Annotated in this window: 14 protein-coding genes; 12 read left to right on the plus strand and 2 right to left on the minus strand. The window is 72.1% G+C overall.

The annotated features are described in order from the left end of the window. Nucleotides 1–175: 175 nt before the first annotated feature. On the plus strand, nt 176–1,408 hold the full coding sequence (hemW, locus tag LIV37_RS32780) for a radical SAM family heme chaperone HemW (RefSeq protein WP_121824233.1): 1,233 nt from the start codon (nt 176–178) through the stop codon (nt 1,406–1,408). 207 nt (nt 1,409–1,615) lie between these two features. Here hemW and LIV37_RS32785 read toward each other — a convergent pair whose 3' ends face one another. Further along, on the minus strand, nt 1,616–2,437 hold the full coding sequence (locus tag LIV37_RS32785) for a DUF3097 domain-containing protein (protein ID WP_020871383.1): 822 nt from the start codon (nt 2,435–2,437) through the stop codon (nt 1,616–1,618). A gap of 72 nt (nt 2,438–2,509) precedes the next feature. Further along, a complete protein-coding gene (locus LIV37_RS32790) occupies nt 2,510–3,244 on the minus strand; it encodes an MBL fold metallo-hydrolase (protein WP_020871384.1) in 735 nt (244 codons plus the stop codon). Between the two features lie 164 nt (nt 3,245–3,408). Between LIV37_RS32790 and hrcA the strand changes: the two genes are divergently transcribed. The 11 genes from hrcA to LIV37_RS32845 all read left to right on the plus strand — a co-directional run bounded on the left by hrcA (nt 3,409) and on the right by LIV37_RS32845 (nt 14,017). Continuing rightward, nucleotides 3,409–4,425: a heat-inducible transcriptional repressor HrcA gene (gene hrcA, locus LIV37_RS32795; RefSeq protein ID WP_121824232.1), complete on the plus strand. Its 1,017-nt coding sequence runs from the start codon at nt 3,409–3,411 to the stop codon at nt 4,423–4,425. Next, nucleotides 4,426–5,559, plus strand: a complete 1,134-nt coding sequence (dnaJ, locus tag LIV37_RS32800; protein ID WP_020871386.1) for a molecular chaperone DnaJ — start codon at nt 4,426–4,428, stop codon at nt 5,557–5,559. A 42-nt stretch (nt 5,560–5,601) separates the two neighbouring features. Next, the gene (locus tag LIV37_RS32805) at nt 5,602–6,693 is read left to right on the plus strand and encodes a nitronate monooxygenase (RefSeq protein WP_121824231.1); all 1,092 of its coding nucleotides are present in this window, start codon (nt 5,602–5,604) and stop codon (nt 6,691–6,693) included. Continuing rightward, the gene (locus LIV37_RS32810) at nt 6,690–7,433 is read left to right on the plus strand and encodes a 16S rRNA (uracil(1498)-N(3))-methyltransferase (RefSeq protein ID WP_020871388.1); all 744 of its coding nucleotides are present in this window, start codon (nt 6,690–6,692) and stop codon (nt 7,431–7,433) included. The genes LIV37_RS32805 and LIV37_RS32810 overlap by 4 nt, the downstream gene beginning before the upstream one ends. 222 nt (nt 7,434–7,655) lie before the next feature. Beyond that, nucleotides 7,656–8,318: a hypothetical protein gene (locus LIV37_RS32815; RefSeq protein ID WP_020871389.1), complete on the plus strand. Its 663-nt coding sequence runs from the start codon at nt 7,656–7,658 to the stop codon at nt 8,316–8,318. A 77-nt stretch (nt 8,319–8,395) separates the two neighbouring features. Beyond that, nucleotides 8,396–8,755, plus strand: a complete 360-nt coding sequence (locus LIV37_RS32820) for a histidine triad nucleotide-binding protein (RefSeq protein ID WP_020871390.1) — start codon at nt 8,396–8,398, stop codon at nt 8,753–8,755. Nucleotides 8,756–8,758: 3 nt separating this feature from the next. Further along, entirely contained in the window at nt 8,759–9,679 is a 921-nt protein-coding gene (locus LIV37_RS32825) for a ribonuclease Z (RefSeq protein ID WP_020871391.1), read from the plus strand. A 171-nt stretch (nt 9,680–9,850) separates the two neighbouring features. Next, nucleotides 9,851–10,966: a carbohydrate kinase family protein gene (locus LIV37_RS32830; protein WP_020871392.1), complete on the plus strand. Its 1,116-nt coding sequence runs from the start codon at nt 9,851–9,853 to the stop codon at nt 10,964–10,966. A 229-nt stretch (nt 10,967–11,195) separates the two neighbouring features. Next, entirely contained in the window at nt 11,196–12,200 is a 1,005-nt protein-coding gene (locus tag LIV37_RS32835; RefSeq protein ID WP_121824230.1) for a PhoH family protein, read from the plus strand. 12 nt (nt 12,201–12,212) lie between these two features. After that, nucleotides 12,213–12,710 carry an rRNA maturation RNase YbeY gene (gene ybeY / locus LIV37_RS32840; protein WP_020871394.1) on the plus strand — a complete coding sequence of 166 codons (498 nt, stop codon included), beginning with the start codon at nt 12,213–12,215 and terminating at the stop codon, nt 12,708–12,710. Further along, nucleotides 12,707–14,017 carry a hemolysin family protein gene (locus LIV37_RS32845; protein ID WP_020871395.1) on the plus strand — a complete coding sequence of 437 codons (1,311 nt, stop codon included), beginning with the start codon at nt 12,707–12,709 and terminating at the stop codon, nt 14,015–14,017. Before ybeY ends, LIV37_RS32845 begins: the two co-directional genes overlap by 4 nt. Nucleotides 14,018–14,070 lie beyond the last annotated feature (53 nt).

Below are 14,070 nucleotides of genomic sequence, written 5' to 3' on the forward strand. Positions count from 1 at the left end.
GATCGCGGCGACGGTCGGCTCGTCGGGGCCCCGGGGGCCAGGGGCAGAGCCCCTGCCACGCGGCGGAGCCGCACATAGACGCTTCGGGAAGGGGCGGGGAGGGGAAAGCGGGCCCCGGCGTCTGGGCGCCGTCTCGTGGTCCCGGGTGGTGCCGGTCGTGCCGGACAATGGGGGCATGCCTTCCGTATTGCCTGATGGTGAGCCCATGCCCGAGGACGGCGCACTGCCCGCGACCGCTTTGGCGGGGGCGGAGCGGCGGCCGCTGGGGTTCTATCTGCACGTGCCGTACTGCGCCACCCGCTGCGGCTACTGCGACTTCAACACCTACACCGCCAGTGAGCTGCGCGGTTCCGGCGGGGTGCTCGCCTCGCGGGACAACTACGCCGAGCAGGTCGTCGAGGAGGTACGGCTGGCGCGGAAGGTGCTGGGGGACGATCCGCGGACCGTGGAGACCGTGTTCGTGGGCGGTGGGACCCCGACCCTGCTCGCGGCGGCGGACCTCGGGCGGATGCTGGGGGCGATCCGGGACGAGTTCGGGCTGGCCGAGGGGGCCGAGGTCACGACCGAGGCCAATCCGGAGTCGGTCGATCCGCGGTATCTGGCGGAGCTGCGGGAGGCGGGGTTCAACCGGATCTCCTTCGGGATGCAGAGCGCCCGCCAGCACGTCCTCAAGGTGCTGGACCGTACGCACACCCCGGGGCGCCCGGAGGCGTGTGTGGCCGAGGCGCGGGCGGCCGGATTCGGCCATGTGAACCTGGACCTGATCTACGGGACGCCCGGCGAGAGCGACGCGGATTGGCGGGCCTCCCTGGAGGCGGCCCTGGGGGCGGGCCCGGACCATGTGTCGGCCTATGCGCTGATCGTCGAGGAGGGCACCCAGCTGGCGCGGCGAATCCGGCGCGGCGAGGTGCCGATGACCGACGACGATGTGCACGCGGACCGCTATCTGATCGCCGAGGAGACCCTTACAGCCGCCGGGTTCGCCTGGTACGAGGTCTCCAACTGGGCCACCTCGCCCGCCGGGCGCTGCCGCCACAACGAGCTGTACTGGCGCGGCGCCGACTGGTGGGGCGCGGGCCCCGGCGCGCACAGCCATGTGGGCGGTGTGCGGTGGTGGAACGTGAAGCACCCCGGGGCGTACGCACAGGCCCTGGGCGAGGGCCGGTCACCCGGCGCGGGCCGGGAGTTGCTGTCCGCCGAGGAGCGCCGGGTGGAGCGGATCCTGCTGGAGCTGCGGCTGGTCGAGGGCTGCCCGCTGGAGCTGCTGCGCCCGGCCGGTGCGGCGGCCGCCGCTCGCGCCCTGGAGGACGGCCTGCTGGAGCCGGAGCCGTACCGGCGCGGGCAGGCCGTGCTCACGCTCCGGGGGCGGCTGCTGGCGGACGCGGTGGTGCGGGACCTGGTGGACTGAGGCGGGGGCCGTCAGCCCGTACGGAGCCCAATAGCCCGTACGGGAGCCCATTGCCCGTACGGGAGCCCATTGCCCGTACGGAGCCCAATGGCCCGTACGGGAGCCCATTGCCCTTCCGGGAGTCATCAAGCCCTTACAGCGGCCGTCAGCCCCTCACAGCGGCCGTCAGCCCCTTACGGCGGCCGTCCAAGCCCCTTACGGCGGCCATCAGCCCTGTGGGGCCGTCACGAAGTCGATCAGCTCCTCCACCCGCCCCAGGAGCTCCGGCTGGAGGTCCTTGTAGGAGTGGACCGAGGACAGGATCCGCTGCCAGGCGGCCCCGGTGTTCTCCGGCCAGCCCAGGGCGCGGCAGACGCCCTTCTTCCAGTCCTGGCCGTGCGGCACCGTCGGCCAGGCCGGGATGGAGAGGGAGGACGGCTTCACGGCCTCCCAGATGTCGATGTAGGGGTGGCCTAGGACCAGCACATGCTCGCCGGTGACCCGCGCGGCGATACGGGACTCCTTGGAGCCCGTCACCAGATGGTCGACGAGGACGCCGAGCCGGGCGTCCGGGCCGGGGGCGAAGTCGTCGACGATGGCGGGCAGGTCGTCGACGCCCTCCAGGTACTCCACGACGACGCCCTCGATGCGCAGATCGTCGCCCCAGACCCGCTCGACCAGCTCCGCGTCATGGCGTCCCTCGACATAGACGCGCCCCGCGCGGGCGACCCTCGCGCGGGCCCCCGGCACGGCGATCGACCCCGAGGCCGTGCGCCGAGGCGCGCTGGGGGCCGCCGCGCGCGGGCGTACGAGGGTGACGACACGCCCCTCGAGCAGAAAACCGCGCGGCTCCATGGGGAAGACGCGATGTTTGCCGAAGCGGTCCTCCAGAGTGACCGTCGGACCCTGGGCGGTCTTCTCGCAGCGGATCACGGCACCACAGAATCCGGTGGTGGCCTCCTCCACGACGAGGTCCGGTTCGGCGGGGACCTCGGGGGCGGGCCGCTGCCGCTTCCAGGGCGGGGTCAGGTCCGGGTCGTACTGTCGCATCCGGATGACGATAGCGCGCGACGGCCACCCGCTCCGGCAGGCGCACAACCGGGCGAACGACTAGGCGAACGACTAGAGCGACGGCTGGCCGGACACGCCGAAGCGGGCGGCCAGTTCGTCGCGTTGGGCCCGTACGAACGCGGCGTCCACGACGGAGCCGTGCCCCGGGACGTACCGCGCGTCCGCGCCGCCGAGGGCGAGCAGCCGGTCGAGCGCGGCGGGCCAGTGGCCGGGGATCGCGTCGGGCCCGGCCTGGGGCGTGCCGGACTCCTCCACCAGATCGCCGCAGAAGACCACCTCGGGCCGGCCGGGCACCAGGACTGCCAGGTCGTGGGCGGTGTGGCCGGGTCCCACATTGGCCAGCAGCACCGTACGGCCGCCCAGGTCGAGGGTGAGTTCCCCGCAGACCAGGTGGTGCGGGGAGGCCAGATGGTCCACGGCCTCGGTGGCGGCGTCCCGGTCCACCCCGTGGCGGATCGCGTCCTCGCGCAGCGTCTCCCGCTCACGGCGCAGCAGCTCGTCCAGCCCAGTGGCCCCGTAGACCTCGCAGCCCGCGAAGGCGGCCGAGCCCAGGACATGGTCGAAGTGCGGATGGGTGAGCGCGATCCGGGTGGGGCGGCGGCCGGTCAGCCGGGTGATCCCGGAGCGCAGCTCGGCCCCGGCGCGCAGGGTCGCGCCGGTGTCCACGACGAGGATGTCGGTCCGTCCGACGACCACGCCGACCGTCTCGTCCCACTCCGGCATCCGACGGCGGGCGACACCGGACGCGAGCCGCTCCCAGCCCGCCTCTTCCCAACACGTCTCCATACCGCGACGCTAGCTCAACGGGGATGGGGGAGAGTTGCTGACAGCGGCGGCTCTTGCCCATGCCACCACACCCCGCCGTACACTGGCGGAGGGGTTCTGGCACTCGTGCCCGGTGAGTGCCAGGCGGACGACCTGATGAGACCGCTGGACTGGAGGTGCGCGGGGTGCTCAGCGAACGCAGACTCGAGGTGCTGCGTGCCATTGTCCAGGACTATGTGGGCACGGAGGAGCCGGTCGGCTCCAAGGCGCTCACCGAGCGGCACCGGCTGGGCGTCTCCCCGGCCACGGTGCGTAACGACATGGCCGCTCTGGAGGACGAGGGCTTCATCGCCCAGCCGCATACGAGCGCCGGGCGGATCCCCACGGACAAGGGCTATCGCCTCTTCGTGGACAAGCTGGCCGGAGTCAAGCCGCTGTCCAGCCCGGAGCGGCGGGCCATTCAGAACTTCCTGGACGGCGCGGTCGACCTCGACGACGTGGTGGGGCGCACGGTCCGGCTGCTGGCGCAGCTGACCCGGCAGGTGGCGGTGGTGCAGTATCCGTCGCTGACCCGTTCGACGGTGCGCCATGTGGAGCTCCTCCCGCTGGCCCCGGCCCGGGTGATGCTGGTGCTGATCACCGACACCGGCCGGGTGGAGCAGCGCATGGTCGACTGCCCCAGCCCGGTCACCGAGGATTCGCTCGCCGATCTGCGAGCCCGGCTCAACAGCCGGGTCGTGGGGCGGCGTTTCGCGGATGTGCCGCAGTTGGTGCAGGATCTTCCGGAGTCCTTCGAACAGGAGGACCGGGGGACCGTCTCGACCGTACTGGCGACCTTGCTCGAGACGCTCGTGGAGGAGACCGAGGAGCGGCTGATGATCGGCGGCACCGCGAACCTCACGCGTTTCGTGCATGATTTCCCCCTGACGATCCGGCCCGTTCTGGAGGCACTCGAGGAGCAGGTCGTCCTCCTCAAGCTGTTGGGCGAGGCCAAGGACTCGGCTATGACCGTGCGGATCGGGCATGAGAATGCTCACGAGGGGCTCACTGCCACCTCGGTCGTCGCGGTCGGCTACGGTTCCGGCGACGAGGCGGTCGCCAAACTCGGCGTGGTCGGACCGACCCGCATGGACTACCCCGGAACGATGGGAGCGGTACGCGCAGTGGCACGTTACGTCGGACAGATCCTGGCGGAGTCGTAAGTGGCGACGGACTACTACGCAGTCCTGGGCGTGCCCCGTGATGCCTCGCAGGACCAGATCAAGAAGGCATTCCGGCGGCTCGCCCGCGAGCTGCATCCGGACGTGAACCCGGATCCGAAGACCCAGGAGCGGTTCAAGGAGATCAACGCCGCTTATGAGGTCTTGTCGGATCCGCAGAAGAAGCAGGTCTACGACCTGGGCGGGGACCCGAACGCAGGGCCGGGCGGCGGTGGCGCCGGCGGCTTCGGCGCGGGTTTCGGCAACTTCTCCGACATCATGGACGCGTTCTTCGGCACCGCCTCGCAGCGCGGTCCGCGTTCCAGGACCCGGCGCGGTCAGGACGCGATGATCCGGCTGGACGTGGAGCTCAGCGAGGCCGCGTTCGGGACCACCAAGGACATCCAGGTCGACACCGCGGTCGTCTGCACGACGTGCAGCGGCGAGGGCGCGGCGCCGGGCACCTCGGCGCAGACCTGTGACATGTGCCGTGGCCGCGGTGAGGTCTCCCAGGTGACGCGGTCCTTCCTGGGCCAGGTCATGACCTCGCGGCCGTGCCCCCAGTGCCAGGGCTTCGGCACCGTGGTGCCGACCCCGTGCCCGGAGTGCGCGGGCGACGGCCGGATCCGCTCGCGGCGCACCCTTACGGTGAAGATCCCCGCCGGTGTGGACAACGGCACCAGGATCCAGCTGGCCGGTGAGGGCGAGGTCGGACCGGGCGGCGGCCCGGCGGGTGACCTGTACGTGGAGATCCACGAGGTGCCGCACCCCGTCTTCCAGCGGCGCGGTGACGACATGCACTGCACGGTGACGATCCCGATGACCGCGGCGGCCCTCGGCACCAAGGTGCCGCTGGAGACGCTGGACGGCCTGGAGGAGATCGACATCCGGCCCGGCACCCAGTCCGGCCAGTCGGTCCCGCTGCACCAGCGCGGCATCACCCATCTGCGCGGCGGCGGCCGGGGCGACCTGATCGTGCACGTCGAGGTGACGACCCCGACCAAGCTGGAACCGGAGCAGGAGGAACTGCTGCGGCGGCTCTCCAAGCTGCGCGGCGAGGAGCGCCCGACCGGCGAGTTCAAGCCGGGGCAGCAGGGGCTGTTCTCGCGCTTGAAGGACGCGTTCAACGGGCGGTGATCCGGTGGTGAGCCGGTGCGGAGGGCATGACACGATGTGGCCATGTCCTCCGCGCTGACCGATCTTTACCGGTACCCGATCGTGCAGGCGCCGATGGCGGGTGGAGCCTCCTGCCCGCAGCTCGCCGCCACTGTCTCCGAGGCCGGTGGCCTCGGTTTCCTCGCCGCCGGCTACAAGACGCCGGAGGCGATGTATGAGGAGATCAAACAGTTGCGGGGGCTGACCAACCGGCCCTTCGGCATCAATCTGTTCATGCCGCAGCCGCCCAACCCCGACCCGGCCGCCGTCGCGGCCTACGGCGAGCGGCTCACCGGCGAGGCGGCCTGGTACGAGACCTCACTGGGCGACCCGGAGTCGGGCTCGGACGACGCGTACGACGCCAAGCTGGCCGTGCTCCTCGACAACCCGGTCCCGGTCGTCTCGTTCACCTTCGGCTGCCCGACCCGCGCCGTCCTGGACGCCCTCGCCAAGGTCGGCACCCGTACGGTCGTGACCGTGACCTCGCCCGTCGAGGCGCAGACCGCCCAGTGGGCGGGCGCCGACGCCGTCTGTGTGCAGGGCGTGGAGGCGGGCGGCCATCAGGGCACGTACAGCAATGACCCGGCCGCGGACGGGATGGGCGTCGGGCTCGGGCTGCTGTCGCTGATCACTCTGGTCCGGGAGTACGTCCAGATCCCGATCATCGCGGCGGGCGGGATCATGCGTGGTTCGCAGATCGCCGCGGCGCTGTCCGCGGGCGCGGTCGCGGCCCAGCTGGGGACCGCGTTCCTGGTGTGCCCCGAGTCCGGGGCGAACGCCCTGCACAAGCAGGCGATGACGGATCCGCTGTTCGGCCGTACCGAGCTGACCCGCGCCTTCTCCGGGCGCCCGGCACGGGGCCTGGTCAACCGCTTCCTGCGCGAGCACGGCCCGTACGCGCCCGCCGCCTACCCCCAGCTGCACCACATGACCTCCGGTCTCCGTAAGGCGGCCGCGAAGGCGGGCGACCCCCAGGGGATGGCGCTGTGGGCCGGGCAGGGCCACCGGCTGGCGCGTGACCTGCCCGCCGCGCGGCTGGTGGAGACGCTCGCGGTGGAACTCGACGCGGCGCGGGCCGCGTTGGGCTTTCAGCCCCAGCGGGGTGCGGTGTCGTGACCGCCCCGGTGTTCGTGGCCGACTCCCTGGCGGGGGCGGCCGCGGGGGCCCGGGTCTGGCTGGAGGGCCCGGAGGGGCGCCACGCGGTGTCCGTAAGGCGGCTGCGCGTCGGTGAGCCGGTGGTGCTGACGGACGGTCACGGTACGGGCGTCCAGGGCACTGTGGCGGCCGTGGAGGGCAAGGACCGGCTCGAGGTCGCGGTGGACGAGGTGCGCCGGGAGGCCGCCCCGGACCCGAGGATCACCGTCGTCCAGGCGCTGCCCAAGGGCGACCGGGGTGAGCTGGCGGTGGAGACCATGACGGAGACCGGTGTGGACGCCGTCGTGCCGTGGTCGGCCGCCCGCTGCATCACCCAGTGGAAGGGCGAGCGCGGCCTCAAGGCGCTCGGCAAGTGGCGGTCGACCGCGCGCGAGGCGGGCAAGCAGTCCCGTCGGCTGACCTTCCCCGAGGTCACGGACGCGATGACGACCCGGCAGGTTGCCCGGCTTCTCGCCGAAGCCCAATTCGCCGCCGTACTCCACGAGGAGGGCGGGGAACCGCTCGCCACGGCCCAACTGCCCGCGAGTGGCGAGATCGTGCTGGTCGTCGGGCCCGAAGGGGGCGTGACGCCGGAGGAGTTGGCGGCCTTCGCCGAGGCGGGCGCGCGGCCGTACCGGCTGGGCCCGAGCGTGCTGCGCACCTCCACGGCGGGAACGGCGGCCGCCGCGCTGCTGCTCGGCCGCACCGGCCGCTGGGGGTGAGAGGCCCCTCCGGGGGCCCCTCCGGGGGCCCTCGCCAGGTACGTCCGCACCTGGCCGAGGACGGCCTTCCGGTTCGCGCCGGCCGATGGGAACCTACCCCCTATGGGGGTATTGAGCCAGGCAAGGCAGGCACGACGGACACGGCAGACGAGACGGGCACGGCGGACAGGACGGGGACGGACGCTCTTCGCCGTCGCGGCGGTCGGCGCGGCGGCGGTCGCGGTGACGGCATGTGAGCCGACCGGCGGCGGCATCAGCTCCGTGACGGTCGCGATCACCACGGACCAGGTCGCCACCGAGGCGCTGGAGCGGGGCGGTGTCGGCGTCCGCTGGATGAGTTGCAACGCCGAGTTCAGGAACGGCCGTACGGCGGGTGCCGCTTCGCCCTCGCGGAGCGACTCGCAGAGCGAGCGGTCCGGGGAGACCGACGCACGGGTGGACTGCCACGGCAGGACCGACAACGACAAGGACGTCAGGATCAGGGGCCGGGTCACCTACGTCCGGGAGGACCACTGCGTCCGGGGCGACTTGACCGGTCAGGTGGACGGCCGGAAGGTCTTCGAGGCGAATGTGATCGGGGAGTGCCAGGGCGGCGGCTCGGACACCGGGAGCCCCCGGCCGACCCGCAGTCCCACCCGGGAGCACCGGACCACGGAGGCCCCCGAGCCGACTCGCAGCCCTCCCTGGGAGCACCGGACGACTGAGGCTCCTGAGCCGACCCGTAGCCACCCTTGGGAGCACCGGACCACGGAGGCTCCCGAGCCGACCCGCGGCCACCCCTGGGAGCATCCGTCCACCGAGGGCGGCGCAGGCCAGGTCGGTGCCGATGACGGCGCCGGTGAGGACGGTAAGGGCGGCACCGGGGGCGGCGGCCGGAGCGAATAGTCCGCGATCGCTTCCGTCGGCAGGCCCTCCCGGTACCATCCGGACCGTACGTGCCGACGATCCGTGAGGAGCCACCGGTGGCGGGAGAACCGCAGGCCGATTGCCTGTTCTGCAAGATTGTGTCGGGGGAGGTGCCGGCCACCGTGGTCCGCGAGACGGACACCACCGTCGCCTTCCGCGACATAAACCCCCAGGCGCCCACGCACGTCCTGGTGATCCCCAAGGCGCACCACCCGGACGCCGCCTCCCTCGCGGCGGCCGACCCGCAGGTCACCGCGGACGTGCTGCGCGAGGCGGGCGCGGTCGCCGCGGATGAGAAGCTCGACGAGACGGGCTACCGCGTGGTGTTCAACACCGGCTCCGGCGCCGGTCAGACCGTCTTCCACGCGCATGCCCACGTCCTGGGCGGCCGCGGGCTCAACTGGCCCCCCGGATAACCCTTGTCCGCGCGGGAACTGATCGTCCTCGGCACCGCCAGCCAGGTGCCGACCCGGCATCGCAACCACAACGGCTATCTGCTGCGCTGGGACGGCGAGGGCCTGCTGTTCGACCCCGGCGAGGGCACTCAGCGCCAGATGGTGAGGGCCGGGGTCGCCGCCCATGACATCGACCGGATCTGCGTCACCCACTTCCACGGGGACCACTCCCTGGGCCTGGCCGGGGTGATCCAGCGGATCAACCTCGACCGGGTGCCGCACCGGGTGACCGCCCACTACCCGGCGAGCGGGCAGCGGTTCTTCGATCGGCTGCGCTACGCGACCGCCTACCGCGAGACGGTGGCACTGACCGAGGAGCCGGTCGCCGGTGACGGCGCGGTGCTGGCCCGCACCCCCGCGTACACGCTGGAGGCCGCCCGGCTCTCGCACCCCGTCGAGTCCTACGGCTACCGGCTGATCGAACCGGACGGCCGCAGGATGCTGCCCGAGCGGCTCGCCGCCCTCGGCGTCCGCGGCCCGGAGATCGGCCGGCTCCAGCGGGATCGGGTGCTGGAGATCGGGGGGCGCACGGTGGCGCTCGAGGAGGTCAGCGAGGTGCGCCGGGGGCAGCGCTTCGCGTTCATCATGGACACCCGGCTGTGCGACGGCGCCGACGCCCTGGCGCAGGGGTGCGATCTGCTGGTCATCGAGTCGACCTTCCTGGACGAGGAGGAGGCCCTGGCCGTCGAGTACGGGCATCTGACCGCCGGGCAGGCCGCCCGGCTCGCCGCCGGGGCCGGGGTGCGCCACCTGGTGCTGACGCACTTCTCGCAGCGCTACGGCGACCCCTTCGAATTCGAGCGCCAGGCGCGGGACGCGGGGTTCGACGGGGAGCTCACGGTCGCCCAGGACCTGATGACGGTGGCGCTGCCCAAACGGCGCTGAGGGCGCCCCGGCGGGGGTCGCCGGGACCGATGACCGCCGGGGGCCGCCGGGACCGATGACCGCCGAGGGTGGCGGTGGGCCGGACCCCGGCCCGTTGTCGGTGCCATCGTGCACACTGGCCGCACCCGCGTCCGACGGCGGAGGCGGACCGGCAAGACCTGGGAGAGCGCGGTGACGACACACGACGGCGGCAAGCTCACGGCGGCGGGCTACCACCTGCTCGACCCGCTCGCGGACGTGCGCCGCCCCGGCGACGCGGACTGCGACGTCTATCTCACCGGCACGGTCTTCCTGGACATCATCTTCACCGGTCTTGACAGCGCCCCGGTCCGCGGCACCGAGTCCTGGGCCCGCGGCATGGGCTCGAGCCCCGGCGGCGTCGCCAATATGGCCACCGCCCTGGCCCGGCTCGGCCTGCGCACCTCGCTCGCCGCCGCCTTCGGCGACGACCACTACGGGGACTACTGCCGGGACGCCCTGGACCACGGCGAGGGCATCGATCTCTCGCTGTCCCGCACGATCCCCGGCTGGCACTCCCCGGTGACCGTCTCCATGGCCTACGAGGGCGAGCGGACCATGGTCTCCCACGGCCATGAGGCCCCGCCGCCCGAGGAGCCCGCGCCCAGCTGCCCGCCCCCGGCCCGCGCCGCCGTGGCCTCCCTGGTGCCCGGCCGCGGCCAGGAGTGGGTCGCCGAGGCCGCCCGCCGCGGCAGCAGGGTCTTCGCGGACGTCGGCTGGGACGACACCGGCCGCTGGGACCCGGCCGACCTCGCCGAGCTGGAGCACTGCGAGGCGTTCCTGCCCAACGCCGAGGAGGCGATGCGCTACACCCGCACCGACTGCCCGCGCGCCGCCGCCCGGGCCCTGTCCGACCTGGTCCCGCTGGCCGTCGTCACGCTCGGCTCCGAGGGGGCGTACGCGGTCGACGGCCGCACCGGCGAGACCGCCGAGGTGCCCGCGATCTCCGTGGAGGCCCTGGACCCCACCGGGGCCGGGGACGTGTTCGTCGCCGGTTTCGTCACCGGCACGCTCGCCGGGTGGCCGCTCGCCGACCGGCTGGCCTTCGCGGGGCTGACCGCCGCGCTGTCGGTGCAGGAGTTCGGCGGTTCGCTGTCGGCGCCCGGCTGGGTCGAGATCGCCGCCTGGTGGCAGCACGCCCGCGCCTATGACGACCAGCCCGCCCGCGCGCTGCGCCGCTACGCCTTCCTCGACCGGCTGCTCCCGGCCGCCGCCCGCCCCTGGCCACTGCGCCGGGCCGTCCCGACGATCGGTTTCCGCCAGGCGTAGTCCAGGGCGCGGGCCAGGGACGGCGCGGGGCGCGGGGCGGGGCCTGGCGCTCGGGCCCCGGCCGCTGGATCATCAGGGGGCGCGGAGGCCCCAAGTGAGCGGGCGATCAGCGGATAGGAGTAAAAGGGCTCGGGTGTTGTCGGTGCTCCGTCGTACCCTTGGAACCCAAGGTTGTCGAGCGGCGAGAACCCTTGTATCGGGAGGTAGAAGCAGGCCAGAGAGCCGGCCCATGACGCAACCAACCACAGCACCGCAGGCGCATGCGCAGTTCACGGTCCCGAACAAGCACCCCATGGTCATGGTCCTGGGATCTGGTGACGCGCTGCTGCGTGTGATCGAGAACGCGTTCCCGGCGACCGATATTCATGTGCGGGGCAACGAAGTCAGCGCCACCGGGGACCCGAAGGAAGTAGCCCTGGTCCAGCGTCTGTTCGATGAGATGATGCTGGTGCTCCGCACCGGTCAACCGATGACGGAGGATGCGGTGGAGCGCTCGATCTCCATGCTGCGCGCGGCTGAGAACGGCGAGAGCGGGGTGCAGGAGACGCCCGCCGAGGTGCTCACCCAGAACATCCTCTCCAACCGCGGCCGCACCATCCGCCCCAAGACGCTCAACCAGAAGCGCTATGTCGACGCCATCGACAAGCACACGGTCGTCTTCGGCATCGGCCCCGCGGGCACCGGCAAGACCTATCTCGCCATGGCCAAGGCCGTCCAGGCACTGCAGTCCAAGCAGGTCAACCGGATCATCCTCACCCGGCCGGCGGTCGAGGCGGGGGAGCGGCTCGGTTTCCTGCCCGGCACCCTCTACGAGAAGATCGACCCGTATCTGCGGCCGCTGTACGACGCGCTGCACGACATGCTCGACCCCGACTCCATCCCGCGCCTGATGGCCGCGGGCACGATCGAGGTCGCGCCGCTGGCGTACATGCGTGGCCGTACCCTCAATGACGCGTTCATCATCCTCGACGAGGCCCAGAACACGAACCCCGAGCAGATGAAGATGTTCCTCACCCGGCTCGGTTTCGACTCCAAGATAGTGATCACGGGCGACATCACCCAGATCGACCTCCCCGGCGGGACCAAGAGCGGTCTGCGCCAGGTGCGGGAGATCCTGGACGGCGTCGAGGATGTTCACTTCTCCATGCTCACCAGCACCGACGTGGTCCGTCACAAGCTGGTCGGCCGGATCGTCGACGCATACGACCAGTACGACAGCCGCAACGGAAAGTAACCACGAGCCCCCATGGCGATCGACGTCAACAACGAATCCGGTACCGATATCGACGAGCGGGCGGTGCTGGACATCGCCCGCTACGCGCTCGCCCGGATGCGTATCCACCCGCTCTCCGAGCTCTCGGTGATCGTCGTCGACGCCGACGCCATGGAGCAGCTGCACATCCAGTGGATGGATCTGCCGGGTCCGACCGATGTCATGTCCTTCCCGATGGACGAGCTGCGCCCGCCGGCCAAGGACGACGAGGAGCCCCCGCAGGGCCTCCTCGGGGACATCGTGCTCTGCCCCGAAGTGGCCAAGAAGCAGGGGGAGGAGGCGCCGACCGGGCATTCGATGGACGAGGAGCTCCAGCTGCTCACCGTCCACGGCGTCCTCCACCTCCTCGGCTATGACCACGAGGAGGCGGACGAGCGCGCCGAGATGTTCGGCCTCCAGGCCGCCATCGTCGACGGCTGGCGCGCGGAGCAGGGCGTCACCGGCCCCTCCCCGGCCCCCACCGTCCGATGAGCGCGCAGCTCGTCACCGCGACCGTCCTGCTGGTCGTGGTGGCCTGGCTGGCGGCCTGCGCGGAGGCCGGTCTGGCCCGCACCACCCGGTTCCGCGCCGAGGAGGCCGTGCGCTCCGGGCGCCGGGGCAGCGCCAAGCTGATGCTCGTCGCCGAGGACCCCACCCGCTATCTCAATGTGGCCCTGCTGGTCCGGGTCGCCTGCGAGGTGGCGGCGGGCGCGGTCGTCACGTTCGCGAGCCTGCGCGAGTTCCCCGAGACCTGGAAGGCGCTGACCGTCGCGATCGGCGTGATGGTCCTGGTGTCGTACGTGGCCGTCGGCGTCTCCCCGCGCACCATCGGCGCCCAGCATCCGCTCAACACCGCGACCGTCGCCGCCTATGTGCTGATCCCGCTGGCCCGGGTCATGGGCCCCATCCCGCCGCTGCTGATCCTCCTCGGTAACGCGCTCACGCCCGGCAAGGGCTTCCGCAAGGGCCCGTTCGCCTCCGAGGCCGAGCTGCGCGCCCTGGTGGACCTCGCCGAGCAGGAGTCGCTGATCGAGGACGAGGAGCGGCGCATGGTCCACTCCGTCTTCGAGCTCGGTGACACCCTGGTGCGCGAGGTGATGGTGCCGCGCACCGACCTCGTGGTCATCGAGCGCTTCAAGACCATCCGGCAGGCCCTCACCCTCGCGCTGCGCTCAGGCTTCTCCCGGATCCCGGTCACCGGGGAGAACGAGGACGACATCGTCGGGATCGTCTACCTCAAGGACCTGGTCCGCAAGACGCATATCAACCGCGAGGCCGAGACCGAGCTGGTCTCCACCGCGATGCGGCCCGCCGCCTTCGTCCCGGACACCAAGAACGCGGGCGATCTGCTGCGCGAGATGCAGCAGGATCGCAACCACGTGGCCGTGGTGATCGACGAGTACGGCGGCACGGCCGGGATCGTCACCATCGAGGACATCCTCGAGGAGATCGTCGGCGAGATCACCGACGAGTACGACCGCGAACTGCCGCCCGTCGAGGACCTCGGCGACGGCACCCACCGGGTGACCGCCCGGCTCGCCCTGGGCGACCTCGGGGAGCTGTACGGCACGGATCTGGAGGACGAGGACGTCGAGACGGTGGGCGGGCTGCTCGCCAAGGCGCTGGGCCGGGTGCCGATCGCGGGCGCCAAGGCCGAGGTCGACGTCCCCGAGGGCGGTGTGGACCCCGCGCTCAAGGCGCTGCGGCTGACCGCCGAGTCCCCGGCGGGCCGCCGCAACCGCATCGTCACGGTGCTGGTCGAGCCGGTCCGTGCAACCGCCGCGGCCGAACCGGAGTAGCCCCCGCGCAAGCCTTGACGCGGCCCCGTCCACACCCCGTGGGCGGGGCCGCA

The sequence above is a fragment of the Streptomyces rapamycinicus NRRL 5491 genome (genome assembly GCF_024298965.1).
GTDB classification, from domain to species: Bacteria; Actinomycetota; Actinomycetes; order Streptomycetales; family Streptomycetaceae; genus Streptomyces; species Streptomyces rapamycinicus.